This window comes from Mycobacterium sp., from assembly GCF_035274705.1.
Lineage (GTDB): Bacteria > Actinomycetota > Actinomycetes > Mycobacteriales > Mycobacteriaceae > Mycobacterium.
Genome location: NZ_DATENY010000016.1, coordinates 23,342 through 49,385, shown reverse-complemented (window position 1 = coordinate 49,385; position 26,044 = coordinate 23,342). Strand labels below are relative to the sequence as shown.

Genomic DNA, 26,044 nt, shown 5'->3' with positions numbered 1-26,044 from the left:
ATCAATTCGCCCTGACGAAGCCGTTCGTGATGGCGAATTCCTCACTGGCGAACCAGACTTCAGCCCGCGCATCGTCGTAGAGCTCGCTCCCCGGGGCCCAGTAAAGCCCGGATTTGGTGTCCGCCTTGATCGGGTAGCCCTCCGGTGCCTGTTCGGGGTCGTCCAGTGGCAGCCGTAGCGCGATATCCGAGGGCGCCGGTTCTTCGATGACGATCCGGGTATGGCGGCCTGTATCGGTGAGAGGGTCGCGCTCGACGCGGGTCGGCGTCGTGTCGACCTTGTCGGGATCATCCTCCTGCGCTCGCGCGGCAACCGGTTCCTGCGGCTGTGCCACAACGGGTTCCTGCGTCGTGACTGCGTCGTCGGCGTGATCGGTGTGCTCGGGTGATCCCCACATGCTCATAGACGCCGGCGGATAGTCGTGACTCACCGATGAGGGCGGCGGTAGCGAGCCCAGCCCCTCCTGCGCATAGCGGTCACCGAACAGCGCGGTGGCCTGCTCGCCGTCGGACGATTCGTACCCGGCCATTGCCGGAACCGCGTCATATGAGGGCGGCGCGTCGAGGCCGGCACCGGCATCGTCGATCTCCGGCCGGTCTTCGCCTCGGCGGCGGCCGCGGTTGCGCGTCACCGCGAAGGCGACGAGTACGACCAACACAAGAATCGGGATGATGGCCAGCAACCACCACCAGTTGGGCTCAAACCACTTGTGATCCTTGGTATTTGAGGCCGCAGGACTGTTGGGCGCCTTGGGGACGTCCTGTCCAGGCACCTGCAGACCGGCGAGCTTGGACGCCAGATTGGCCGGCTCGGTACTGAACGTGTTCTTCGACCGGTCCCAGTTGATCACCCCGCCGCTGAATCGCTGTGTGATGACATTGCCGCTCTCGGTCTGGTCGGCCATCGGCGCGCCGAGCGGACCCTTGGCTCCGTCCAGCTTCTGCCAGGCAGCGTTCATGGCGCCGCGCACGATGACCGCACCGTAGTCGGGCGTCCAGAAAATGACCGGCTTGTCCTTGGCGGCGAAGCTGGTCATCCGGCTCTCGGTCGGCAGGCCGCCGTCGACCTCATCGGAGGCCGGGAAGCCCAGGTCGCCCTGCGGCCCTCCAACGCTCTCGTATTTGGCGAGCACCTGACCCGTGACGACGTTGGCGCCGGTGGCAGGGCTGTAGAAGATCTTGCCGCCGGCAAAGTTCTGGCCGAGGCCGTCCTTGCCGACCGGATACGGCGCGCCCTGGGCGGCGCCCAGCGGACCCAGCGCCCCGCCAGCGGCGCGCCGCGCAGCGTTGATGGCCGATGTCGGGTCTTCAGGGATGGTCAGCTCGCCCAGCTGGCCGGCCAGTTCGGGCGGAACAGTGGTGAACGTCTTGGCCTTGGTGTCATAGGACAGCTCGCCGCCGGTGAACGCCTGCGTGACGGTGCCGCTGCGGTACATCTCGTCCTCTGCCGGCACCCCGAGCTGTCCTGCCGAGCCTCCGAGTTTGTCCCAGGCGGCGTTGATAGCCCCGCGAACCACCCGCGCGCCGGTGCCGGGGGTCCAGAAGATCACGGGATTGTCGGCCGCGCTGAACGTGGTGTTGCGGCTGTCGGGTGCGCGTCCTGCGCCCTCGTCGATGGTCGGAAATCCGAGGTCGCTGTCGGCGGGCCCGCCCAGCGACAAGTACTTCTCGAGGATCGCGCCGGTCATGACGTGGGCGCCGGCGGCCGGGGTGAAGAAGATCTTGCCCCCGGCGAAGTTCTGGCCGAAGCCTTCGCCGACGGGATAGACGTCACCGTCCTTGGGGCCGAGTGCACCGGTGGGGCCGCCGCCGGCGTCATACGCGGCGTTGATCGCGTCGTTGGCGTCACTCTCCGGTGTTGCCGCCGCGACCGGCGCCAGCAGAACGGCCGCTCCGAATGCGAGCAGGCCGATGGCCACCCGCACGAGCACCCCGCTACGCCCGCTCATTTATCCTCCCCGCAATCGGCACAAAAAATTCCTTGAAAAGTATCGCGCCCGTCAACTCTGCGTCAGCAGACGTCGAATACCAAGGAGCATCGCCGATCTTGGACAGAAAATACTCTGGCCGGGTCTAGACCCCCATACTGCGCCCGATGATCTCTTTCATGATTTCAGTCGTGCCGCCGTAAATGGTCTGCACGCGCGAATCGAGATAGGCCCGAGCAACCGGATATTCACGCATATAGCCATAGCCACCGTGCAATTGCAGACAGCGATCGATCAGATGCACCTGCTTTTCGGTGGAATACCACTTGGCCATCGCGGCCTGCTCGGCGGTCAGCTTCTCGTCGAGGTGCAGCTTGAGAAACTCGTCGACCATGATCCGCACGACGGTGGCCTCGGTCGCCAGCTCGGCGAGCAGGAATCGGCTGTTCTGCTGGCTGCCGATCGGACGTCCAAATGCCTTGCGCTCCTTGGCATATTGCAGTGTGTCCTCGAGCACGGCTTCCATCGCGGTAGCGGCCATCACCGCAATGCTGATGCGCTCCTGCGGCAGGTTCTGCATCAGGTAGACAAAGCCCATGCCCTCCCCGCCGAGCAGGTTCTCGGCAGGCACCTTCACATCGGTGAACGACAACTCGGCGGTGTCCTGCGCGTCGAGGCCGATCTTGTCGAGTTTGCGACCGCGCTCGAAGCCCTCCATGCCCCGCTCGACGACGAGCAGAGAGAAGCCCATCGCACCCTTGTCAGGGTCGGTGCAGGCCACCACGATCACCAGGTCGGCGTTGATGCCGTTGGTGATGAAGGTCTTCGCGCCGTTGAGCACGTAATGGTCGCCGTCCTTGACGGCGCGGGTTTTGATGCCCTGCAGGTCGCTTCCGGTGCCCGGCTCGGTCATTGCGATCGCCGTGATGATTTCGCCGGTGCAGAACTGCGGCAACCACCGCTGCTTCTGCTCCTCGTTGGCCAGCCGCAGCAGATAGGGGGCGACGACGTCGTTGTGCAGCCCGAATCCGATGCCGCTGTATCGGCCCGCGGTCGTTTCCTCGGTGATGATCACGTTGTATCGGAAATCGGGATTGCCGCCGCCGCCATATTCCTCGGGCACGGCCATCCCGAGAAAGCCCTGCTTACCCGCCTCGAGCCACACACCGCGGTCGACGAGCTTGTCGGCTTCCCACTGGTCGTGGTTCGGCGCGACGTGCCGGTCCAGGAACGCGCGATAGGACTCGCGGAACAGATCGTGCTCGGGCTCGTACATTGTGCGCTCGTAGTGGACGACGCCGCCCATGGGCTGACCTCCGGTGACTGGTACGGGCTGTTACCGCGAACTTACCCCATCCAACCGGATGGTTGGTCGGGAGTCGTGTCGTAGGCGGCGCGGTGCCGCCGGTCGCCAATAGACTCTGGCCTCATGGCCGCCCCCACAAGCCTCACGCATTGGGGCGCCTTCGCCGCGGGGATCGAAGCCGGTGACATCGCGTCTGTCACACCGTTCGACGGCGACACCGATCCATCGCCGCTACTGGGCAACCTGCCCGGTTCCATTCGGCACCGCTCGCGCATCGCCACCCCGGCCATCCGGCGGGGCTGGCTGGACGACGGGCCAGGCCCGACCACACGACGCGGCGCCGACGAATTCGTGGCCGTCTCGTGGGACGAGCTCACCGAACTGCTGGCCACCGAGCTGCGGCGGGTCGTCGATACCCACGGAAACGAAGCCATCTACGGCGGCTCATACGGCTGGGCCAGCGCGGGCCGGTTTCACCACGCGCAGAGCCAGGTGCACAGATTTCTCAAACTCGTTGGCGGCTATACCTTTTCGCGGCATTCCTACAGCCTTGGCGCCACCGGAGTGATCATGCCGCGAGTCGTCGGTGCCCACGACGATCTGTTCAAACGGTCCACCGAGTGGGACGTCATCGTCGAGCACACCGATCTTTTGGTGTGCTTCGGCGGGCTCGCGCTGAAGAACACCGCCATCAATCACGGCGGTACGACGGCACATCCGGCGCGTGACGCGCTGCGGCGATTCCGTGAGCGCGGCGGCCGCATCGTCTCGTTCTCACCGCTGCGTGACGACGTCGAGGGCGACTGCGAGTGGCACGCGCCGGTACCGGGCACCGACGTGGCGATCATGCTGGCGCTCGCATACGTGTTGGCACGAGAATGGCTGGCCGATCGTCAGTTCTTGAGCACCTACTGCACCGGTTATGACCGCTTCGAGCGCTATCTGCTCGGCACCGAGGACGGTGTGCCCAAGTCGCCGCAATGGGCGGCGAAGATCTGCGGGCTGGCAGCCGAAGACCTCACTGCATTGGCACGGCGGATGGCGGCCAACCGCACGATCGTCACGGTCAGCTGGTCGCTGCAGCGCATCCGGCACGGCGAACAGGCGCCGTGGATGGGGCTTACCCTGGCCGCCATGCTGGGCCAGATCGGCCTTCCCGGAGGCGGTTTCGGACACGGCTACGGCTCGATGAACGAGCCGGGGCTGGCTCCGCTGCGGTTCCGGTTGCCGAAGCTCCCGCAGGGCCCCAATCCGGTTCAGACGTTCATCCCCGTCGCGGCAGTCAGTGACATGCTGCTGCACCCGGGTGAGGAATTCGACTACAACGGGCGACGGCTGACGTATCCCGACATCAAGTTGGTCTACTGGGCGGGCGGCAATCCGTTTCACCACCACCAGAACATTCCGCGCTTGCGTCGGGCGCTGAGCCGCGTCGACACCATCGTCGTGCATGACCCGTACTGGACTGCCATGGCCAAACACGCCGACATCGTGGTGCCGTCCACCACCGCGTTCGAACGTGACGACTACTCCGGCTCACGCAACGACCCGATGTTGATGGCCATGCCCAAGCTGACCGAGCCGTACGCGCAATCCCGTGACGACTACACGACGTTCGCGGCGCTGGCTGAGGTGCTCGGCTTCGGCGAGCAGTTCACCGAGGGCCGCACCGCGCGGCAGTGGCTGGCGCACCTGTACGAAAAGTGGTCAGCGGGACTGGATTTCGCGGTGCCTACGTTCGAGGAATTCTGGCGGCGTGGCGAGCTTCGGCTGCCGACCGAGAACGGGCTGACGCTGCTGGCAGACTTCCGGGCCGATCCACACACGCATCGGCTGACCACGCCGAGCGGACGCATCGAGATCTTCTCCGAAGACATCGACAGCTTCGGGTACGACGACTGCGCCGGCCACCCGAAATGGTACGAGCCGTCGGAATGGCTGCGGGGCCAGCGTGCGCAGCGCTATCCGCTGCACCTGCTGGCCAACCAGCCCTCGTCGCGGCTCCACGGCCAACTCGACGGCGGAGCCGTCAGCCAGGCCTCGAAAGTGCAAGGGCGCGAGCCGATCCGGATGCATCCCATCGACGCCGCAGCCCGCGGTCTAGTCGACGGCGACGTGGTTCGCGTGTTCAACGACCGCGGCGCATGCCTGGCAGGTGTGGTGATCGACGATCGTCTGCGTCCCGATGTGGTTCAGCTGGCGACAGGTGCCTGGTTCGACCCGGTCGACCCCGCCGATCCGGATGCGATGTGCGTACATGGCAACCCGAACGTGCTGACCGACGATGTCGGCACGTCGTCGCTCGCGCATGGCAGCACCGGTGCGCACGTCCTTGTCCAGGTGGAGAAGTTCACCGGACCGCTGCCGCCGGTGCGGGCGCACGAACCGCCGGTGATCGTCGAATCGTGACCGAGTCGCTGACGGTCGAAGAGCGCGGGCAGACACTCACGTTCACGTTCGACGACATGATGCGCTACCACGGCGGCCACTCGCCCGCTGGTGTTGCCATGGCGTTCAAGGTCATGCAACGCGCCTTCGCTGTTCTCTCCCCCGACGTGGCGCCGCAGCGCCGGTCGATCAATGTGCACACCGCGTTTCGCGGACCGGGAGCACGTGACGGCTTCGAGGCGGTGACGCGCGCCGTCGCCGACGGCCGTTACATCGTCGACCGCTCGCTGGTCCGACCCGATCTGGGCCGGCGACGAGAGGACTTCGTGTTCGTGGTCGGCATCGGCGACCGCACCGCGACCCTGGCGCTGCGCGACGGGTTCGTCACCGACGAGTTTCTCGACCTTGCCCGCGCACCGAACCGCACAGACCCCCAGGAGCGACGGCTCGACGAGCTGAAAGCGCAACTAGCCCAAAAGGTGATGGCTGTACCGGCGGAGAAGGTCTACGACGTCACCTGACGGCGCGAGCAGACGCGAAGGTCCCCAGAATTGCAGCGTGTCGGGGGCCTTTACGTCTGCTCGCGCTGATCAGAAGGTGGCGAATTCGCGCAGGCTCGCCGCCAATGGAACCGGCACCCGCGCCTTGATCCTCGTGCCGTCAGCGGTGTGCTCGGTCGCATCGACCCGCCCGTCGGCGTGCACGCGGTTGACCAGATCCCCGCGGTCGTACGGAATCGTCACGTCGACCATCGTGTCGGTCGGGGTGATCAATTCGGCCATTCGCTGCTGCAAGCGATCCAGACCATCGCCGGTGCGCGCCGAGACGAACACCGCGTCCGGCAGCGCCCGGCGCAGCTGAGCCAGCGCCAGCGCACCCGCGGCGTCGATCTTGTTGACGACCAACAGTTCTGGCGGATGCCGACCATCATGTTCGGCAATGACCTCGTTGACCACCTGACGCACTGCGTTGATCTGGGCCAGCGGGTTGACGTCGGATCCGTCGACCACATGCACGAGCAGGTCGGCGTCGACTACCTCTTCGAGCGTGGAGCGGAACGCCTCCACCAGCTGCGTCGGCAAATGCCGCACAAACCCGACCGTGTCGGTGAGTACGAACGGTCTGCCATCGGCGAATTCTCCACGGCGCGTGGTGGGTTCGAGGGTCGCGAACAACGCGTTCTCCACGAGGACACCGGCACCCGTCAGCGCGTTGAGCAGACTGGACTTACCGGCGTTGGTGTATCCGACGATCGCGATCGACGGCACGTCGCTGGCCAGCCTGCGGCTGCGCTGGGTGTCGCGGACCTTCTTCATGTCCTTGATCTCGCGGCGCAGCTTGGACATTCGTTCGCGGATACGACGCCGGTCGGTCTCGATCTTCGTCTCACCCGGGCCGCGAAGACCCACACCGCCACCGCTACCGCCCGCTCGTCCGCCGGCCTGCCGCGACATCGATTCGCCCCAACCGCGCAGCCTTGGCAGCATGTACTCCATCTGCGCCAGCGCGACCTGCGCCTTGCCTTCCCTGCTGGTGGCGTGCTGGGCAAAGATGTCGAGGATCAGCGCGGTGCGGTCGACGACCTTGACCTTGACCGCCTTTTCTAGCGCGGTGAGCTGGGCGGGGCTCAGTTCGCCGTCGCAGATCACGGTATCGGCGCCGGTCGCCAACACGATCTCCCGCAGCTCCTGAGCTTTACCCGAGCCGATGTACGTCGACGTGTCCGGCTTGTCGCGGCGCTGAATCAACCCCTCGAGCACTTCGGAGCCTGCCGTTTCGGCGAGCGCAGCGAGTTCGGCCATGCTGGCCTCCGCGTCGCGGGCGCTGCCTTCGGTCCATACGCCGACCAGCACCACGCGCTCCAGTCGCAGCTGGCGGTACTCGACCTCCGAAACGTCGGCGAGTTCGGTCGACAAACCGGCCACGCGGCGAAGTGCCGTGCGGTCTTCGAGGGCGAGCTCGCCCGCGCTGGGTACGTCGTTGACGGGAAAATCGGGATGAGTCATAAGCGATTACAGATTTGCACGGCTACAGCGGCTCGTGCACCCGAATTAACGTTGCGCAGCACGCCACCATTCCTCGGATAGCTCGCCGTGCGCCACCAGAACTGACGGCCCACGCAGATAACTGGTCGCGTCGGTGACGGTGACGGTGACTTCCCCGCCGGGGATGCGCACGCGCAGCGTCCCCGTCGTCGTGCCGGTGAACGCCAGCGCCGCTGCCGCAGCAGCGACTGTTCCTGTGCCGCAGGATCGGGTTTCACCGACACCCCGCTCGTGTACCCGCATCGACACGGCGCCATCCACCGGCGCCGTCAGCACTTCGACGTTCACCCCTTCGGGAAACTGCGTGGGGTCGAACGCCACCGGCGCCGCGACGTCGAGCGTGGCCAATTCGTCGAGGGTGAGGTCGGGGTCCACGCATGCCAGATGCGGGTTTCCCACGTCGATCGCCAGGCCCGCAAACGGGCGTCCGCCGACGATCGCCTCGCCAGCGCCGATCTGATTGGTCTTGCCCATCTCGACTGTGACGTCGGCCGTGGTGGTGTCCCACTCATGCAGCACGACGGGCCGCGGCCCGGCCAGCGAGCCGACCACGAACTCGTCGCGGCTTTCCAGTCCGCTTGCCCGCAGATAGTGGGCGAACACCCGAACGCCGTTGCCGCACATCTGCGCGATCGAGCCGTCGGCGTTCCGGTAATCCATGTACCAGTCGCCGGGCTGCACACCCTCGGGCAGATGGTCGAGCACGCCCGCCGTCAGCGCGGTCGCCGCGGTCGTCACGCGAAGCACACCGTCGGCACCCAGACCCCGGCGCCGGTCGCACAAGGCCGCCACCGCGGCAGGCGTCAGCGTGAGCCTGGCTTCCGGGTCGGGCAGCAGCACGAAATCGTTCTGGGTGCCGTGCCCCTTGGCGAACATCACCTGCTCAGAATACGTGTCGCCACACCCGCAGTGTGGTCTCGACGTTGTCGGACGCCGCGCCGTCGAGCCAGGTGATGCGGTGGTCGCGACGAAACCACGACCGCTGCCTGCGCACGTAGCGGCGAGTACCGATGAACGTCGGTTCACGAGCGGCCGTGCCGTCCCCACCGCTGTCGAGGTCCGCGATCACCTGCGCGTAGCCCAGTGCCCGCGACGCGGTCACGCCGTCACGCAGGCCGCAGCCCAACAGTGTCTGCACTTCCTCGACAAGGCCGTCGGCGAACATCTTGTCGGTGCGTTGCGCCAGACGCTCGTCGAGAACCGAAGTGTCCCAATCCAATCCGATGATTGCAGTACCCCACCGGGGTTCGCCGATCTGCGGTGCCGAAGCCGCGAAGGGCTGACCGGTCAGCTCGACCACCTCCAGCGCACGCACGATGCGCCTGCCGTCAGTGGGCAGGATCGACGACGCTGCCTCGGCGTCGACGCGAGCCAGTTCGCGGTGCAACGCGCCGACGCCAACCTCGGCGAGGCGCTGCTCGTATTTCGCCCGCACCTGCGGGTCGGTCGCGGGGAACGACCATTCGTCGAGCAGCGACTGGATGTAGAGCATCGACCCGCCGACCACGATCGGCACCGCCCCGCGCCCGGCGATGGCCTCGATATCCGCGGCCGCGGCGTCGTGGTAATGCGCGACGGTCGCGGTCTCGGTGACCTCGAGCACGTCAAGCTGGTGATGCGGGATTCCGCGGCGTTCGGCCACCGGCAGTTTGGCGGTGCCGATATCCATGCCGCGGTAGAGCTGCATGGCGTCGGCGTTCACGATTTCGCCACCGACCTGTTCGGCCACCGATAGTGCCAGCGCGGATTTTCCGGTGCCGGTCGGGCCGATGATCGCGATCGGCCGCGTCATGGCTGCCATACGCCGGCGAAATAGCCGACGCCGTATGGCGCGCCGCGGTAGAGCTCCTTGGCCGCCCGCGGGCCCGGTTCGGCGAGCCCGGCCAGCACTTGATAGGCGACCCGTCCGACGATCGTGTGCGGCAGGCGTGTCAGTGCGGCGGCATCACCGGCGGCAAGCACGTCGTCGAGTGCGGCCTGCATCGCGATGGAGTCCGGATCGTAGCCGCCGGGCGCCGATGGGGTCAGGGTGTTGGCGCCGTCGGCCACCACCAGCACGCCGACCGGGTTACCAGCCTCGTCGATCTCGGCGCGCAACCGCCGGCCGCGGGCCACCGCGGCGTCGACGTCGTGGTCGGTGGCATACACCCGCACCTCTGCGCGTGCTTCCGGTTTCGCCTGCCCGCGGATCCAGCCGGCGATCAACGCGCAGAGCGGCATCTGGGCCGGCTCTTCGGCGGGTTCGGGTGACAGGGTGATCCGCACATCGACGCCGTAGCCGCCGAAAGTTCCGACGCGCTCGTGACCGACGACCACGTCGTTCTGCCCGACGCCGATCGCGATCCACCGGTCGGGCAGCGACGCTGCGGCTGTGAGTACCGCGTCGCGAAGCTCGGCCAGCTCGGCGGCCGCGCCGGACGCCAGCTCGGGCACCATGACCGGTGCCGACGGGACGATCGCGATGGCGCTCAGCACGCCACCAAACTAACGGCTTACACCAGCTGCTTGGCGGTCGCCGCCTCGCCGAGGGCCAGCGCGGCTGTCGCCACGACCATCACCACCACCGCGACGATCAGGGTGAGCCAGCCGGCGTCGCCGGGCCGCAATGTCTCACCGAGCACGACGATGCCCAGCATGGATCCGACCACTGGCTCGGTCACGGTCATCGTCGGCAACGACGCGGTCAGCGATCCCGCACGGAACGACGACTGCTGCCACGCCGTGCCGGCGATCGCCACCAGCGCCCATGCGTAGAGCTCGGGCGTCCGCAGCAGCTCCCAGATCCCAGCCCAACTACTGAAGTCGAGCCGGTCCACGACGCCTTTCGTCAGCACCGCGAACAGACCCCACAGCGAGCCCGACACCACCGCCAGCAGCACGGCGCTGGTAGGTCCGGACCAGATCCGCGCGCCGACGATGCACAGCACCAGGGCGGGCCCGAGCACGGCGATCACCGTCGTCCACGTCTCCAAGGACGCCCGGCTGTGTCCGGCGGTCGGATTGCCGACGGTGACGATGACGGAGACCGAAACGGCCAGCAGCGCGGCCCACGTCCATTCCCATCGGGTCACCCGGCGATGCGTCATCCGCGCGTTGATCGGTAGCGCGAACAGCAACGACGTGACGAGCAGCGCCTGCACCAACAGCACCGAACCAAAGCCCAGCGCTGCCGCCTGCAGCGCGAATCCGACGGCCGACACCAGGCTGCCCAGCCACCACTGACCGTCGCGCAGTAACCGCATGAACAGTGCGACATGACTGACCGGTTCGTCGGTGACCTCATGGGCGGACCGCTGGTGGATGACGTCGCCGATCGCGATGAAGAAGGCGGCGCCGAGGGCGAGCAGGGCGGCGATATCCGCCTTGTCCATCGGCAACTCCCCTCGCTGTTGGCAAAAGCCTAGGCAATGCATCGCCCAAGGCGTGGGCGCAAGGCGCCGCAACCTGTTTGAATAGCGGTCGAGCTATCAGGCGCCGCGTCGCGCGGCAGGTGCGCGGATTCCCGCGCGGAGGGTTACGAGGAACGGATATGACAACCAGCGAACCGGGTGGAGTGCCCACCCCCAAACCCGCTCCCCGGCCCGGCCCGCCGCGCCCCGTCCCCCACCCCGGTCCGCGCACGCCGACCATTGCAGGGCCGCCCGCCAGCGACCCGCATCGGTTCGGCCGCGTCGATCCCGACGGCACGGTGTGGCTCATCACCGGTTCCGGCGAGCGCGTCATCGGCACATGGCAGGCCGGCGACACCGAAGCCGCATTCGAGCACTTCGGCAGGCGCTTCGACGACCTGCACACCGAGATCGCCCTGATGGAGACACGCCTGGAGTCGGGCACCGGCGATGCCCGCAAGATCAAGTCGGCGGCCGCGGCATTGGCGGAGACCCTGCCGGAGGCGCACGTATTGGGTGATGTCGACGCACTGGCGGCGCGACTGGCAGCGATCGCCGAACACGCCGACGAAGCTGCGCAGGCGGAGAGGGCGAAGCGTGAGGAGTATCGCGCCGCCCAGACCACGCGCAAGGAGGCTCTGGCGGCCGAGGCCGAGGAGCTGGCCTCCAATGCGACGCAGTGGAAGGTCGCGGGCGATCGGCTGCGCGAAATCCTCGAGGAATGGCGGACCATCGGCGGGCTCGACCGCAAGACCGACGACGCGCTGTGGAAGCGGTATTCGGCTGCCCGCGAAACCTTCAATAGGCGCCGCGGTTCACATTTCGCGGAGCTGGACCGTGAGCGCGCCGGTGCCCGGCAAACCAAGGAGGCGCTGTGCGAACGCGCCGAGGAGCTGGCCGACTCCACCGACTGGGGCGCCACCGGCGCGGCGTTCCGTGACCTGCTGACGCAGTGGAAAGCGGCCGGTCGCGCCGCCAAGGACGTCGACGACACCTTGTGGCACCGCTTCAAGTCGGCGCAGGACAAGTTCTTCGGTGCCCGCAATGCGGCCAGCGCTGAACGTGACGCCGAGTTCCGCGCCAACGCCGAGGCGAAGGAAGCTCTACTCGCCGAGGCCGAAAAGCTCGATACCTCCGACCTGGACGCGGCCCGGGCCGCGCTGCGCGCTATCGGCGAGCGCTGGGATGCGATCGGCAAGATTCCGCGGGAGCGCGGGGCCGAGTTGGAGCGGCGGCTGCGCGCGGTCGAGAAGAAGGTCCGCGACGCGCCCTCCGGTGGCGTCGATCCTGAGGCTCAGGCGCGGGCCGACCAATTCCGCGCTCGTGCAGAACAATTCGAGCGGCAGGCCGAAAAGGCAGAAGCCGCCGGTCGAAGCAAGGACGCCGAGGAGGCACGGGCCAACGCTGCACAGTGGCGTCAGTGGGCCGAGGCCGCGGCCGACGCGCTGGGCAGGCGCTAAGGCTTTTCCGGCCCCTGGTCGTCGTTGTCGTCGTCGATGCTGTCCAGAAGGCCCTTCTTCTGACGTTCGCCGGCCACCCGGCGACGCTCCTCTTCGGCTGCGAGCTGCAGCGCGGTGCGCGCCCATACCGCGCGCGCCCAGTTGATGGTCAGCGCGATCACGGCGAGCCAGGCGACGATCAGACCGATTCCAGGTCCGGGGAGGTGTTCGGGCGCGGTTTGGCGCGACCAGACCGCCAGCAATCCAACGAAGGACGCCACCGTCGAGCCGGCCAGTGCGACCCATGCCAGCGCCCAGCGCCGCGTCAGCAGTGCGAGCATCGAGAACCCGACGCCGAACACGAGGACGAGCCACGTGAACACGCGCGACGGCAACGCGATCCCGTTGCGCAGCGCCGTGTCGTCACCGACCAGCACATCCCATCCGCGAGCGCCGCCGGTGTGCGGCAGGATGAACGTCAGCAACAGCACGAACACGCACACGGCGATCACCAAAGCCCGTGCGCCTGGGTCGATTTCCCCTGCGATGCGGCGTTCGGCGGCCTCGATGTCGCCCTTGAACTCTTCGAAGTCTCCGTTGCCGTTGTTCCCGGCGCTCACCTGGCACATCCGGTAGCCGTCGGCTGTTCGGCGGGTATGCCGATACCCGGCATGCCCAGACCGACTCCGGTGCGCGGTTTCCGGCCCGTTGCGTGCGCGTCGCCCGCTGTGGTGTGCCGATGAGTGTGCAGTTCGGCGTCGGCGATCAGGTGGTGAGGCGCCGCGCTGGTGACCGTGGTGGTGACCACGTCGCCGGGCCGGATGTCACGCCCCGCGGGATTGAAGTGCACCAGCCGGCCATCGCGGGCACGTCCGGACATGCGCGCGGTGGTGGCGTCCTTGCGGCCCTCGCCGGTGGCGACCAGAAGTTCCACCGTCCGCCCGATCTGCGCGGCATTCTCCTCCAGCGAGATCTTCTCCTGGAGATCGATGAGCCGCTGATAGCGTTCGGCCACAACGGTTTTCGGGATCTGATCGGCCAACTCGGCGGCCGGTGTACCCGGCCGTTTGGAGTACTGGAACGTGAACGCACTGGCGAACCGCGCCTGCGCCACCACGTCGAGCGTGGCCGCGAAGTCATCCTCGGTCTCGCCGGGGAATCCGACGATGAGGTCGGTGGTGATCGCGGCGTGCGGAATGGCTGCGCGCACCCGGTCGATGATGCCGAGGTACTTCTCGGCGCGGTATGACCGGCGCATCGCGCGAAGGATGCGGTCGGAGCCCGATTGCAGCGGCATGTGCAGTGTCGGGCAGACATTCGGCGTTTCAGCCATCGCCTCGATCACGTCGTCGGTGAACTCGGCCGGATGCGGCGAGGTGAACCGCACCCGCTCGAGGCCGTCGATGCGCCCGCATGCGCGCAGCAGCTTCGCGAACGCGCCGCGGTCGCGCGGCTGGCCCGCCCATGTCGTCGGGTCTCCCCCTGCGCTGCGCGCGGGAGGTGCCCCCACGCGCAAGCGCTCGTCCGTGGCGAACGACACCCCGTAGGCGTTGACGTTCTGGCCCAGCAAGGTGACCTCCAGGACACCCTGGTCGACGAGCGACTGCACTTCAGCCAGAACATCGCCGGGCCTGCGGTCGACTTCCTTGCCGCGCAGCGCGGGCACGATGCAGAAGGTGCACGTGTTGTTGCAGCCGACGGAGATTGAAACCCATGCGGCATAAGCGGATTCACGCGCCGCGGGCAGCGCGGACGGGAATTCCTGCAGTGCCTCGACGATTTCGACTTGAGCGGCCCGGTTGTGTCGGGCACGGTCGAGCAGTGTGGGCAGCGAACCGATGTTGTGTGTGCCGAAAACGACGTCGACCCACGGCGCCTTCTTCAGCACAGCGTCGCGGTCTTTCTGCGCCAGGCAGCCACCGACGGCGATCTGCATGTCGGGATCGGACTGCTTGCGAGGCGCGAGGTGGCTCAGATTGCCGTACAGCTTGTTGTCGGCGTTCTCCCGCACCGCGCAGGTGTTGAAGACGACGACGTCGGCATCGGAACCCTCGGGCGCGCGTTCGTATCCGGCGGCCTCCAGCAACCCGGCCAGCCGTTCGGAGTCATGCACATTCATCTGGCAGCCGTAGGTGCGGACCTGATAGGTGCGACGTACCTGGCGAACGTCCGATGAGCGCTCGCGCGAAGAGGTGACGGCGCGACTGGCTCCGTTCGCTTGCGGCGTCACCATTGAAGTCACGGCACCATGGTACGGAGGTCCCGACGCGGCGACTTGAGTGGATTCTCGAGTTCCAGGCAAGCTGGGCGTTCCCTGGGTAAGGTCTGCACACATGGAGCGCGGCGGGGCGGACGTAAGGGATGCCGGTTCGACTCTTACAGGCGTCCCGATGGTCTCGATGAAGGCGGTCAACAAGCACTTCGGTGCCCTGCACGTGCTCAAGGACATCAACCTGGAGGTCGATCGCGGAGAGGTGATCGTCGTGCTGGGGCCGTCTGGGTCGGGTAAGTCGACGTTGTGCCGCACCATCAATCGTCTCGAACCCATCGACTCGGGAACGATCGCGATCGACGGTGAGGTGCTGCCCGCCGAAGGAAAGAAGTTGGCGCAGCTGCGGTCCGATGTCGGCATGGTGTTCCAGTCGTTCAATCTGTTCGCGCACAAGACGATTCTGCAAAACGTCACGCTTGCGCCGATGAAGGTGCGCAAGAAGTCGAAGGCCGAGGCCCGCGAAAAAGCGATGGCACTACTGGAGCGGGTTGGCATCGCCAACCAGGCGGACAAGTATCCGGCGCAACTGTCCGGAGGCCAGCAGCAACGGGTGGCGATCGCGCGGTCACTGGCGATGAACCCGAAGGTCATGCTGTTCGACGAGCCCACCAGCGCGCTGGATCCCGAGATGATCAACGAAGTCCTCAACGTGATGACGTCGTTGGCCAAGGAGGGGATGACGATGGTGGTTGTCACCCACGAGATGGGTTTCGCCCGCGGCGCCGCGAACCGCGTCGTGTTCATGGACGGCGGGGCAGTCATCGAGTCCGCCGAACCGGCTGAATTCTTCGGCAACCCGAAAACCGATCGCGCCAAAGACTTTCTCAGCAAGATTCTCAAGCATTGAAAACCTGAAGCCCGGCGAAAGGAACCGAACATGCCGTCCCTCAAAGTGCGTGTCGCAGCGGCCATTGCACTCGCGATCGCATTGCCCTTCTCGGCAACCGCTTGCGGCGGCGGTGGTGGCGGAGGCGACAAGATCGTCATCGGCACGAAGTTCGATCAGCCCGGCCTCGGGTTGAAGAACCCGGACGGCACGATGAGCGGCTTCGACGTCGACGTCGCCAAGTACGTTGCCCAGCAGCTCGGGTACGGCGAGGACAAGATCGAGTGGAAGGAATCGCCTTCCGGGCAGCGCGAGACGCTGATCCAGAACGACCAGGTGAAGTTCATCGCCGCCACATACTCGATCACCGATGCCCGCAAGCAGAAGGTCGACTTCGCCGGCCCGTATCTGCTGACCGGTCAGAGCCTGCTGGTGCGCTCGGACAACACCGACATCACCGGACCGGAGTCCCTGCAGAACAACAAGAAGCTGTGCTCGGTTTCGGGTTCGACGCCGGCGCAGCGCATCAAGGACAAATACCCCGGGGTGCAGCTGCAGCAGTACGACACCTACTCGGCGTGCGTCGAGGCGCTGAAGAACGGCGCGATCGACGCGGTGACCACCGACCAGGTGATCCTGGCCGGCTACGCGGCACAGAGCCCGGGCGCGTTCAAGGTCGTCGGTGGGACGTTCTCCGAGGAGCGCTACGGCATCGGCCTGAAGAAGGGCGACACCGAACTGCGGACCAAGATCAACGACGCGATCACCAAGATGGAGCAGGAAGGCGCGTGGAAGGCGGCCTGGGACAAGAACCTCGGCCCGGCGGGCATCCCCGCCCCGACGCCGCCGCCCGTCGACAAGTAGTCGAGCCGCCCCCACGTGGAGATCTTCACCAAGTACCAAGACCAGATCTTCGAGGCGTTCTGGACGACCATCCAGCTGACGGCTTTCTCGGCCGGCGGAGCGCTGATCCTCGGCACAGTGCTTGCGGCCTTCCGGCTGTCCCCGGTGCCGATGCTCAGCTGGATCGGGACGGCTTATGTCAACGTGGTGCGCAACACGCCGTTGACGCTGATCATCCTGTTCTGCTCGTTCGGGCTGGCGCAGACGTTAGGGATCACGCTCGTCGATTCGAAGTCGCTGACGTCGATCGAGGACAGCAACTTCCGGCTGGCCGTGCTCGGGTTCACCGTCTACACCGCGGCGTTCGTGTGTGAGACGGTGCGGTCCGGTGTGAACACAGTCCCGCTGGGCCAGGCGGAGGCGGCGCGGTCGCTGGGCCTGACATTCGCGCAGAATTTGCGAATCGTGCTGCTGCCGCAGGCGTTTCGCGCTGTGATCAGTCCGCTCGGCTCGGTGCTGATCGCATTGACGAAGAACACCACGATCGCGTCGGCGATCGGCGTCGCGGAAGCGGCGTTGCTGATGAAGACGATGATCGAGAACGAGGCCGCGCTGATTTACATCGGCGCGATCTTCATGGTCGGGTTCGTCATCTTGACGCTGCCGATGGGCCTGTTCTTCGGCTGGCTGGGTAAGCGACTGGCGGTGGCACGGTAGATGGCGGGTTCGGTTCTCTTCGACGCACCAGGACCGCGCGCACGGGCACGGAACCGCATATTCAACGTCGTCACGGCGCTGGTCATCGCGCTGGTGATCTGGGTGGTGTACTCCCGGCTGAACGCGAAGGGGCAACTAACTGCCGCGAAGTGGGAACCGTTCCTGACGGTCAACCTGTGGAAGACCTACATCCTGCCCGGTGTGCAGGGCACGCTCACCGCCGCCGCGGTGTCGATCGTGTTGGCGCTGGCGCTGGGCTTCCTTCTCGGCGTAGGCAGGCTTTCCACTCACGCCGCGATCCGCTGGCCGTCCGCGGTGTTCGTGGAGTTCTTCCGCGCGGTGCCCGTGCTGATCATGATGATCTTCGCGTACTTCCTGTACGCGCAGTACGACGTTTTCCCGTCCAAGCATCTGGCGCTGGCGGGCGTCATCACCGGCCTGACGCTGTACAACGGCGCCGTCATCGCCGAGATCGTCCGCGCCGGAATCAACGCGCTGCCCCGCGGACAATCGGAAGCCGCGTCGGCGCTCGGTCTGCGCTGGGGGCAGACCATGCGGTCGATCCTGCTGCCGCAGGCGGTCACCTCGATGTTGCCGGTGCTGATCTCGCAGATGGTGGTGGTCCTCAAGGACACGGCGATCGGCTACCAGATCACCTTCCTCGAGATGGTGCGCCAAGGCACCCAGGTCGGCGCGTCGTACGGCAACTACGTCCCCGCGCTGATCGTCATCGCGGTGTTGATGATCAGCGTCAACTTCACGCTGTCCTGGTTCGCGACATGGTTGGAGGGCCGAATGCGCCGCTCCCGTAAGGGCCCGGAGCCCATGCATATCCAGCCCGTCACGCAGGGCACATTCGGCGCCGGCGCCGGCGGCACAATTTGAGCACCAATTGAACCCAGCGATCGTCTGGTTCGTGCCCAGAGAGTGGTTCGGGCCGTTTCGATTGTCGCCATCGTCGCAGTGATCGCGCTGAGCGGCCTTGTTCGAACACCGTCAGTGCCGCGCAGCCCTCTAACCGGGCCTTCTCGGCCAGCTGTTGCGCTGACCGCGGTGACGCAGCCGCTGACGGCACCCACGACGCTCGCACCGATGCCACCTCAGGACCCGCTCACCCAGCAGATCAACTTCCACATCGCATTTGTCGGGGACTTCCTTGCGACAGGCGCAGCACTCTTCGCGCGCGAGTTTGCGATACCCACCACCCTGCTGCAGAACATCCAGCAAGGCACTCCGATACCCGACGCACTCGGCCGGGCACTCGTGGACTTCGCGCAGGTCGAACTTGACGCCGGCCGCGAGTTGGTGAGATTTGCCGTGCAGTACGTGAGCTTTCAGATTGGATTTGTGGCCGACATCCTGCGCAACGTCGTCACGTTCGTGATGGCCATACCCACCGCGATCGGTGCATTCTTCACGGGTTTGACGCCTCAGCCCATTACCGAGCCGAGCGTGCCGACTCCGACGCTGTCCATCACCGCGCCCCGATCGAGCCAGACACCTGGGGCCGATACAGCTGACGCCCCGACCTCACGGACTATGGTCGCGGCGGCGTCATCACATGATGACACGCGTAAAGGTGAGCCTTCCTCGGAGACGGGACCAGCCACCGCAACTGCGAGCGCGGCCCTGAAGGAGCCGAAAGAGGCTGCGGCCGTCGAGGATCCCGTGAGCCACGCAACGGTGAGCGCCCAGGGTGAGGTCAAGGGCGCGGCGACAGAACCCCGCAGAACCGACCGCACTAACGCTGTCGATCCCACATCCGAGGTCCACCAATCCGACTCACCAGAACCGCCCCGCAAGCACGACGCGACGCATGACGCCGGTGACCGCAAGGATGCGGCGACCCCGAGCAAGCGGGACGACTCAGTCCGCTAGACCCGCCGCCGTTCACGCTCGCCTGCCAGCTCACTGGTGACCACGTCCAACGCCATCGACTGACTGTAGCCCCGGCGCGCCAGCATCCCGACGAGCCTGCGCGCGACTTTGGTGTCGTCAGCGTCGCCGAGCTTCTCGCGGCGCAGCTTGTCGCGAACCAGTTGCTCGGCCCGCTCCCGCTCCGCTGCCGCGTCGATGTCGCTCAGCGCTGCGGTGATCACATCGTTGTCCACGCCTTTGTTCCGCAGCTCAGCGGCCAAGGCGCGCTTGCCTTTTCCGGCGTTCACCCGTCGCGACCGGACCCACTGCTCGGCGAAGTCTTCGTCGTCGACCAGACCTACCTGCGCCAGCCGATCGAGCACTCGCTGGCTGACCTCGTCGGGGTATCCCCGCGTGGCCAGCTGCCCTTCGAGCTCGGCGCGGGTTCGTGCCCTCGCGGTGAGCAGACGAAGACACAACGCCCGCGCCTGCTCCTCGCGGGAGACCTCAGAAGTCGACGGGGGCGGGCAGTACTTCGTCATCGGTGATCACGGCGCCAATGCCGAGCTTTTCCTTGATCTTCTTCTCGATTTCGTTGGCCACGTCGACGTTCTCGATCAGGAACGTGCGGGCGTTCTCCTTGCCCTGGCCCAGCTGCTCACCTTCGTAGGTGAACCAGGAACCGGACTTGCGGATGAAGCCCTGCTCAACACCCATGTCGATGAGCGAGCCTTCCCTGCTGATGCCCTTGCCGTAGAGAATGTCGAACTCGGCCTGCTTGAACGGCGGCGACACCTTGTTCTTGACCACCTTGCATCGGGTGCGGTTGCCGACCGCATCGGTGCCGTCCTTGAGGGTTTCAATCCGCCTGACGTCCAACCGAATCGAAGCGTAGAACTTCAAAGCCTTTCCGCCAGTTGTCGTTTCGGGCGAATTGTGCACCATTACTCCGTCAACGAAGTAGTTGTGGTTGCCCTCGACCTCGATATCGAATCGATTCATCGACCGGGTGTGCGGTTTGACATGGACGTCGAGGATCCGTGCCGGCACCAGCCGCTGCGTGGGTTCGACGAACTGCGGCGTGACTGAGCTCTGGCCGCGGAACCGTGGCAGCAGCTTGTGCTCCATCGACGGGGCCATGTAGGGGGCAACCAGTTCCTGGAACTTCGCCGTCGACGCGGTGGAGAACACCAGTACCGCCTTGCCTGCCGCACCCGACAAACGCAGTCTCACATCGAGCCCGTGAGTATCGCGTAGGTAGTCGCGGAGGCGCACTCGGGATCCTTCGCTCATCGCCTCCACGCAGATCTCGATGCGGCCACTCCCACCGGCTGTGCGCTCCTGAAGCCCCTTGGACCGAACAGTGAACGAGCCGTCGTCCATGTACCAAATAGCCAAAGCCAGCGGCGTCAGCGCCTTGAGGTACTCCTCGGAGAGGAACTTCTTGCCGTCGCCCAGGTACATCGCACGCTGCAACTCCGCCAGCTCGGGAAGCGGGGTGAAGTCGACAAACCGTGCGCCCTTTGCGTTTTCACTGACAGAGTGCTTGATGTTGCCCATCAGCGCGGTCTTCCATTCCAGGTACTCCGCCTGCTTGGCACCGTGTCCGAGCCGGAAACGCACACCGTTACGGTCTCGCCGGTTAGGCGACAGGTTTCCGTCGCCCATCAGCGAGCCAAGTACCACCTGGAACTGCTGATCGCTCAGCCGGTGCGGTTCGGCAGCCAGCACCCGATCACCGGCGATGAGATCGCCGGCCTCGGTCCAACCACCCGGGGTGCGGATGAGGTGGTTGGGCGTCGCGGCGAACTGCGACTTGCCGTTGCCGCCCGACTTCTCGACCGTGAACTGCAGGAATTGTTCGGCGGGGCCGTTGTTGAACCAGTTCACCACCTTGCGGGGGACGATCCGGTCAGTGTCCGGGTCGTAGGACAGCACCTCGACGTCCATCTTGTTGTTGACGATCTTGCCGATCTTCTCGGTGGTACCGTCTGCCAGCTGGACCCGAGTGCTGTAGTTAAAGCACCCGAACATCACCCCGATCTTCTCGCGAAGCTGGTTGATGAAGATCGCAGTGGTGCCCGAATTATTCAGCGCGCCAGTCATCTTCCGCAGCGCCTGGCTCATCAGCCGAGCCTGCAGACCGACGTGACTGTCGCCCATCTCGCCCTCGATTTCCGCCCGCGGCACCAGCGCCGCGACCGAGTCGATGACCAGGATGTCCAGCGCACCCGAGCGGACCAGCATGTCGGCGATCTCCAGCGCCTGCTCACCCGTGTCGGGCTGGGACACCAGAAGCGAGTCGGTGTCCACGCCGAGCTTCTTGGCGTACTCCGGATCCAGTGCGTGCTCGGCGTCGATGAATGCCGCGATCCCACCGGCGGCCTGGGCGTTGGCCACCGCGTGCAGCGCGACGGTGGTCTTACCCGACGACTCCGGGCCGTAGATCTCGACCACCCGGCCGCGTGGCAGCCCGCCGATGCCGAGCGCCACGTCCAGGGCGATCGAACCGGTGGGGATGACCGAGATGGGCTGGCGCACCTCGTCGCCGAGCCGCATCACCGAGCCTTTACCGAAGTTCTTGTCGATCTGTGCGAGCGCCAGGTCGAGGGCTTTCTCGCGGTCAGGTGCCTGACTCATGGGGTGGTCTCCGTCCTCGTGGGGTGTTCGGTGATCGGTTTCGATCAGTTGGCCGTGACGCTAGAGGCCGCCACCGACAAGTCGGCCTCACCCGCATCTCGCTGCCCTCACATTAGACGAACACGTGTTCGACTCAAGCTGACACGCCGGTCGCGAACCGGTGCGATTTTTCGGTCCCCTGCGAGCGGGCGAAGCACCGGCCTATCGTGGGATCATCCGGCCCGGAACGGGGCAGACATGCATGAGATGGCGATAACACAGAGCGTCGTCGATGCGGTGTGCGAGCACGCCGCCGGCCGCCGCGTGCACAGCGTCAAGCTCGAGATCGGCGCCCTGTGCGCCGTAGTACCAGACTCGATGCAGTTCTGCTTCGAACTCGCCACCGAAGGCACCGTCGCCGACGGCGCACGTCTCGACCTGAATGTGCAACCCGGCACCGCCCGCTGCCACACTTGTGCCGGGGAATTCGAATTGCACGACTTGATCTTGTTGTGTCCCTGTGGAAGTGCTGATGTGGAAGTGCTCGCCGGGCGCGACCTGAAGATCCTCTCGATGGAAGTGAGCTGACCATGTGCGCGACGTGTGGCTGCGGCGACGAGTCAGCAGTGATCACCCTGGCCGGCGACGGCCACCACGACCATCAGCACCACCATCCGCATGACCACGTCCACACCGAAACCATCTCCCTGGAGCAGAAGGTTCTGGCGAAGAACGACCTGATCGCCGAGCAGAACCGCAAGTGGCTGGCCGGGCGGAATGTTCTTGCGGTCAATATCACCAGCTCGCCAGGTGCCGGCAAGACGACACTGCTCGAGAAGACGATCGGCGAGCTAACCCCGCGTCGTCACATCTGCGTCATCGAAGGCGACCAGGAGACGCTGCTCGACGCCGAACGCATTCGCGCGGCCGGCGCGAAAGCTGTCCAGGTGAACACAGGCGCGGGTTGCCATCTCGATGCCGAGATGGTGCGGCGTGCACTCGAGACGCTGGGCCCTGCGCCGGGATCGTTGCTGTTCATTGAGAACGTCGGAAACCTGGTGTGCCCCGCGCTGTTCGATCTCGGTGAGTACAGCAAACTGGTCGTGATCTCAGTAACCGAGGGTGCGGACAAACCGCTCAAGTACCCCCACATGTTTGCCGCCGCCGGGCTCATCTTCCTGAACAAAATCGACCTGTTGCCGTACGTAGACTTTGATCTTGAAAGTTTTCGGAACTTCGTCAGATCGGTCAACCCCACCGCGGAGATTTTGCCGATATCAGCGAAGACCGGCGATGGTATCGCTGCGTGGTACGACTGGATCGACGTTCGCGCAAACCAGCACCATGTCACAACGATCCGTTGACAAGACATTCGGTCGGGAGTAGACCAAAAACTTAGCGCTAGAGAAGCTGGCGCAAACGTCGACATCTCTGAACAGGGGCCGCCAGCCCCGGCCCCAGAAAGCTGTGACGCATGCCAAGTGAGGCAGCAGTCAAAGCGGAAGAGGCATTGATCCACGTTCTCTGGATCAACGCCGGATTGAGTTGTGACGGCGATTCTGTGGCGCTGACTGCCGCCACCCAACCCAGCATCGAGGAAATCGCGCTCGGCGCGCTTCCCGGTCTGCCCAAGATCGCCGTCCACTGGCCCCTTATCGATTTCGAGTGCGGACCAAACGGGGGCGCAGACGATTTTCTGGAGTGGTTCTTCAAGGCCGACCGGGGCGAGATCGACCCATTCGTCCTTGTCGTCGAGGGGTCGATTCCCAACGAGCAGATCAAGGACGAAGGCTACTGGTGCGGGTTCGGCAACAACCCCGCGACCGGTCAGCCCATGACCACAAGCGAATGGCTGGATCGGCTCGCACCGAAAGCCACCGCCATCGTCGCGGTCGGTACCTGCGCGACCTACGGCGGCATTCACGCGATGGCCGGCAACCCGACCGGAGCGATGGGAGTGCCCGACTATCTGGGGTGGGACTGGAAGAGCAAGGCAGGCATCCCGATCGTCTGTGTTCCCGGCTGCCCGGCCCATCCGGACAACATGGCCGAGACGCTGACCTACCTGCTCTACATGGCGACCGAACAGGCGCCGATGATTCCGCTGGACGAGGCATTGCGGCCCAAGTGGCTGTTCGGTCAGACGGTGCACGAGGGGTGTGACCGAGCGGGCTACTACGAGCAGGGCGATTTCGCGACCGAGTATGGGTCGCCGAAATGCATTGTGAAACTGGGCTGTTGGGGCCCCGTGGTGAAATGCAATGTGCCGAAGCGCGGTTGGATCAACGGCATCGGCGGCTGCCCGAACGTAGGCGGGATCTGCATCGGCTGCACGATGCCCGGCTTCCCCGACAAGTTCATGCCGTTCATGGATGAACCACCGGGCGGCAAGCTTTCCAGCGCGGCGTCCGGGCTCTACGGGTCGGTGATCCGCAGCCTGCGTCACGTCACCGGCCGCACAGTCGACAAGGAGCCACGCTGGCGGCATCCAGGCACGAAACTCGATACCGGCGCGACCCGCACCTGGTAGCGCGACACTTCGGCGCGCTCGGCGATTGAGTTCGCGAAACTCCGGATCGTCTTGTGGCGCAGTGGATCAACCAGAGAGAGAAGTTCGATGACAACCACCATCCCCGAGCCGTCACACGTGAAGCGGGATCCCGGCCAACTGGTGGAGATGGCGTGGGACCCGATCACCCGGATAGTCGGTAGCCTCGGCATCTACACGAAGATCGACTTCGACAACCGCGAGGTCGTCGAGTGCCACAGCACGTCATCGATCTTCCGCGGGTACTCGCTGTTCATGAAGGGCAAGGACCCTCGCGACGCCCATTTCATCACCAGCCGCATCTGCGGCATCTGTGGTGACAACCACTGCACATGCTCGGTGTACACGCAGAACATGGCATACGGCGTGCGCCCACCCCACCTCGGTGAGTGGTTGATCAACCTCGGCGAGGCCGCGGAATACATGTTCGACCACAACATCTTCCAGGAGAACCTGGTCGGCGTGGACTACTGCGAGAAGATGGTGGCCGAAACCAATCCCGGTGTGCTCACCAAGGCCGAGAACACCGAGGCGCCGCACGCCGACATGCACGGCTACCGGACGATCGCCGACATCATGCGGGCGCTCAATCCGTTCACCGGCGATTTCTATCGAGAGGCCCTGCAGGTCAGCCGGTGGACACGAGAGATGTTCTGCCTCATGGAAGGCAGGCACGTGCATCCCTCGACGTTGTATCCGGGCGGAATCGGCACCACCGCAACGGTTCAGCTGATGACCGACTACATGACCCGGCTGATGCGCTATGTCGAGTTCATGAAGAAGACCGTGCCGATGCACGACGACCTGTTCGATTTCTTCTACGAAGCCCTGCCGGGTTACGACCAAGTCGGTCTGCGTCGCACACTGCTGGGCTGCTGGGGTTCATTCCAGGATCCCGAGCACTGCAACTTCGCCTACAAGGACATGGAGAACTGGGGCCGCAAGATGTTCGTGACCCCCGGCGTGGTCGTCGACGGCAAGCTCGTCACGACGTCGCTGGTGGACATCAACCTGGGCCTCCGAATCCTGTTGGGCAGCTCGTATTACGACGACTGGTCCGATCAGGAGATGTTCGTCAAGACCGACCCGTTGGGCAATCCGGTTGATCGGCGCCACCCGTGGAACCAGCACACCAACCCCCACCCGCAGAAACGGGACATGGAGGACAAGTACAGCTGGGTGATGTCACCACGGTGGTTCGACGGCAAGGACCACTTGGCGCTGGACACCGGTGGCGGCCCCCTGGCGAGGCTGTGGGCGACGGCGCTGGCGAATCTGGTCGACATCGGATACGTGAAGGCAACAGGCAACAGCGTGCAGATCAACTTCCCGAAGACTGCGCTCAAGGGGCCGGTCTCGTTCGAGTGGAAGGTGCCGAAGTACGGCAGCAACACGATCGAGCGCAACCGCGCCCGCACGTACTTCCAGGCCTACGCCGCGGCCTGCGCACTGCATTTCGCCGAGAAGGCGCTGATCGAAATCCGTGCCGGCCGGACCAAGACCTGGGAGAAGTTCGAGGTGCCCGACGAGAGCATCGGCTGCGGGTTCACCGAAGCGGTCCGCGGCGTGCTGAGCCACCACATGGTGATCCGCGACGGCAAGATCGCGAACTATCACCCGTATCCCCCGACGCCGTGGAACGCCAGTCCCCGCGACAGCTACGGCACACCAGGGCCGTACGAGGACGCGGTTCAGGGCCAACCGATCTTCGAGGAGAACGACAGGGAGCACTTCAAGGGCATCGACATCATGCGCACTGTGCGCAGTTTCGACCCGTGCCTGCCGTGCGGCGTGCATATGTATCTGGGCAAGGGAAAGACATTGGATCTATTGCACTCCCCCACCCAATCCGCGACCGGGGAATAGCC

At 65.5% G+C, this 26,044-nt stretch carries 23 protein-coding genes; 12 read left to right on the top strand and 11 right to left on the bottom strand.

The window, feature by feature from the left end; all coding sequences use genetic code 11:
• Position 1: 1 nt before the first annotated feature.
• Positions 2-1,948 carry a hypothetical protein gene (locus tag VJV41_RS04065; RefSeq protein ID WP_325331352.1) on the bottom strand — a complete coding sequence of 649 codons (1,947 nt, stop codon included), beginning with the start codon at positions 1,946-1,948 and terminating at the stop codon, positions 2-4.
• Positions 1,949-2,072: 124 nt separating this feature from the next.
• Positions 2,073-3,233 carry an acyl-CoA dehydrogenase family protein gene (locus tag VJV41_RS04060; RefSeq protein WP_325331350.1) on the bottom strand — a complete coding sequence of 387 codons (1,161 nt, stop codon included), beginning with the start codon at positions 3,231-3,233 and terminating at the stop codon, positions 2,073-2,075.
• A gap of 123 nt (positions 3,234-3,356) precedes the next feature.
• On the opposite strand from VJV41_RS04060, the gene VJV41_RS04055 reads away from it, so the two are divergent.
• Both VJV41_RS04055 and VJV41_RS04050 read left to right on the top strand, forming a co-directional pair.
• Complete coding sequence (locus tag VJV41_RS04055; protein ID WP_325331348.1) at positions 3,357-5,642, top strand: molybdopterin guanine dinucleotide-containing S/N-oxide reductase; 2,286 nt, start codon at positions 3,357-3,359, stop codon at positions 5,640-5,642.
• Positions 5,639-6,142: a hypothetical protein gene (locus tag VJV41_RS04050; RefSeq protein ID WP_325331346.1), complete on the top strand. Its 504-nt coding sequence runs from the start codon at positions 5,639-5,641 to the stop codon at positions 6,140-6,142. Before VJV41_RS04055 ends, VJV41_RS04050 begins: the two co-directional genes overlap by 4 nt.
• Before the next feature lie 69 nt (positions 6,143-6,211).
• On the opposite strand, the gene hflX is transcribed toward VJV41_RS04050, so the two are convergent.
• The 5 genes from hflX to VJV41_RS04025 are packed head-to-tail and all read right to left on the bottom strand — an operon-like array spanning position 6,212 to position 11,037.
• The gene (gene hflX / locus VJV41_RS04045; RefSeq protein ID WP_325331344.1) at positions 6,212-7,627 is read right to left on the bottom strand and encodes a GTPase HflX; all 1,416 of its coding nucleotides are present in this window, start codon (positions 7,625-7,627) and stop codon (positions 6,212-6,214) included.
• Between the two features lie 45 nt (positions 7,628-7,672).
• Complete coding sequence (gene dapF, locus VJV41_RS04040) at positions 7,673-8,545, bottom strand: diaminopimelate epimerase (protein WP_325331342.1); 873 nt, start codon at positions 8,543-8,545, stop codon at positions 7,673-7,675.
• A gap of 4 nt (positions 8,546-8,549) precedes the next feature.
• Entirely contained in the window at positions 8,550-9,458 is a 909-nt protein-coding gene (gene miaA / locus VJV41_RS04035; protein ID WP_325331340.1) for a tRNA (adenosine(37)-N6)-dimethylallyltransferase MiaA, read from the bottom strand.
• The gene (locus tag VJV41_RS04030; RefSeq protein WP_325331338.1) at positions 9,455-10,141 is read right to left on the bottom strand and encodes a hypothetical protein; all 687 of its coding nucleotides are present in this window, start codon (positions 10,139-10,141) and stop codon (positions 9,455-9,457) included. Before VJV41_RS04030 ends, miaA begins: the two co-directional genes overlap by 4 nt.
• A gap of 17 nt (positions 10,142-10,158) precedes the next feature.
• On the bottom strand, positions 10,159-11,037 hold the full coding sequence (locus VJV41_RS04025; protein WP_325331336.1) for a DMT family transporter: 879 nt from the start codon (positions 11,035-11,037) through the stop codon (positions 10,159-10,161).
• A gap of 158 nt (positions 11,038-11,195) precedes the next feature.
• Between VJV41_RS04025 and VJV41_RS04020 the strand changes: the two genes are divergently transcribed.
• Positions 11,196-12,515, top strand: a complete 1,320-nt coding sequence (locus VJV41_RS04020) for a DUF349 domain-containing protein (protein ID WP_325331334.1) — start codon at positions 11,196-11,198, stop codon at positions 12,513-12,515.
• Here VJV41_RS04020 and VJV41_RS04015 read toward each other — a convergent pair.
• Together VJV41_RS04015 and VJV41_RS04010 are read right to left on the bottom strand one after the other, a co-directional pair.
• Positions 12,512-13,123, bottom strand: coding sequence for a hypothetical protein (locus VJV41_RS04015; protein WP_325331332.1), 612 nt, complete (start codon positions 13,121-13,123; stop codon positions 12,512-12,514). The genes VJV41_RS04020 and VJV41_RS04015 overlap by 4 nt on opposite strands.
• The gene (locus VJV41_RS04010; protein WP_325331412.1) at positions 13,111-14,727 is read right to left on the bottom strand and encodes a MiaB/RimO family radical SAM methylthiotransferase; all 1,617 of its coding nucleotides are present in this window, start codon (positions 14,725-14,727) and stop codon (positions 13,111-13,113) included. The genes VJV41_RS04015 and VJV41_RS04010 overlap by 13 nt, the downstream gene beginning before the upstream one ends.
• Before the next feature lie 157 nt (positions 14,728-14,884).
• Here VJV41_RS04010 and VJV41_RS04005 point away from each other — a divergent pair, with 157 nt between their 5' ends.
• The 5 genes from VJV41_RS04005 (at position 14,885) to VJV41_RS03985 (ending at position 19,030) form a co-directional block, all read left to right on the top strand.
• Positions 14,885-15,613, top strand: a complete 729-nt coding sequence (locus VJV41_RS04005; RefSeq protein ID WP_325331410.1) for an amino acid ABC transporter ATP-binding protein — start codon at positions 14,885-14,887, stop codon at positions 15,611-15,613.
• A 30-nt stretch (positions 15,614-15,643) separates the two neighbouring features.
• Positions 15,644-16,456, top strand: coding sequence for a glutamate ABC transporter substrate-binding protein (locus VJV41_RS04000; RefSeq protein WP_325331330.1), 813 nt, complete (start codon positions 15,644-15,646; stop codon positions 16,454-16,456).
• A gap of 15 nt (positions 16,457-16,471) precedes the next feature.
• Complete coding sequence (locus VJV41_RS03995) at positions 16,472-17,152, top strand: amino acid ABC transporter permease (protein WP_325331328.1); 681 nt, start codon at positions 16,472-16,474, stop codon at positions 17,150-17,152.
• Entirely contained in the window at positions 17,153-18,037 is an 885-nt protein-coding gene (locus tag VJV41_RS03990) for an amino acid ABC transporter permease (protein WP_325331326.1), read from the top strand.
• A gap of 168 nt (positions 18,038-18,205) precedes the next feature.
• The gene (locus VJV41_RS03985) at positions 18,206-19,030 is read left to right on the top strand and encodes a hypothetical protein (protein WP_325331324.1); all 825 of its coding nucleotides are present in this window, start codon (positions 18,206-18,208) and stop codon (positions 19,028-19,030) included.
• Here VJV41_RS03985 and recX read toward each other — a convergent pair.
• Together recX and recA are read right to left on the bottom strand one after the other, a co-directional pair.
• The gene (gene recX / locus VJV41_RS03980) at positions 19,027-19,551 is read right to left on the bottom strand and encodes a recombination regulator RecX (protein WP_325331322.1); all 525 of its coding nucleotides are present in this window, start codon (positions 19,549-19,551) and stop codon (positions 19,027-19,029) included. The genes VJV41_RS03985 and recX overlap by 4 nt on opposite strands.
• Positions 19,517-21,649 (bottom strand): intein-containing recombinase RecA, encoded by a 2,133-nt coding sequence (gene recA, locus VJV41_RS03975; RefSeq protein ID WP_325331320.1) that lies wholly within the window; start codon positions 21,647-21,649, stop codon positions 19,517-19,519. Before recA ends, recX begins: the two co-directional genes overlap by 35 nt.
• A gap of 237 nt (positions 21,650-21,886) precedes the next feature.
• Here recA and hypA point away from each other — a divergent pair, with 237 nt between their 5' ends.
• The 4 genes from hypA (at position 21,887) to VJV41_RS03955 (ending at position 26,042) form a co-directional block, all read left to right on the top strand.
• Positions 21,887-22,216 carry a hydrogenase maturation nickel metallochaperone HypA gene (gene hypA, locus VJV41_RS03970; protein ID WP_325331318.1) on the top strand — a complete coding sequence of 110 codons (330 nt, stop codon included), beginning with the start codon at positions 21,887-21,889 and terminating at the stop codon, positions 22,214-22,216.
• A gap of 2 nt (positions 22,217-22,218) precedes the next feature.
• The gene (gene hypB / locus VJV41_RS03965; protein ID WP_325331316.1) at positions 22,219-22,992 is read left to right on the top strand and encodes a hydrogenase nickel incorporation protein HypB; all 774 of its coding nucleotides are present in this window, start codon (positions 22,219-22,221) and stop codon (positions 22,990-22,992) included.
• Positions 22,993-23,102: 110 nt separating this feature from the next.
• A complete protein-coding gene (locus VJV41_RS03960) occupies positions 23,103-24,158 on the top strand; it encodes a hydrogenase expression protein HypE (RefSeq protein ID WP_325331314.1) in 1,056 nt (351 codons plus the stop codon).
• Between the two features lie 87 nt (positions 24,159-24,245).
• Positions 24,246-26,042, top strand: a complete 1,797-nt coding sequence (locus VJV41_RS03955; protein ID WP_325331312.1) for a nickel-dependent hydrogenase large subunit — start codon at positions 24,246-24,248, stop codon at positions 26,040-26,042.
• Positions 26,043-26,044 lie beyond the last annotated feature (2 nt).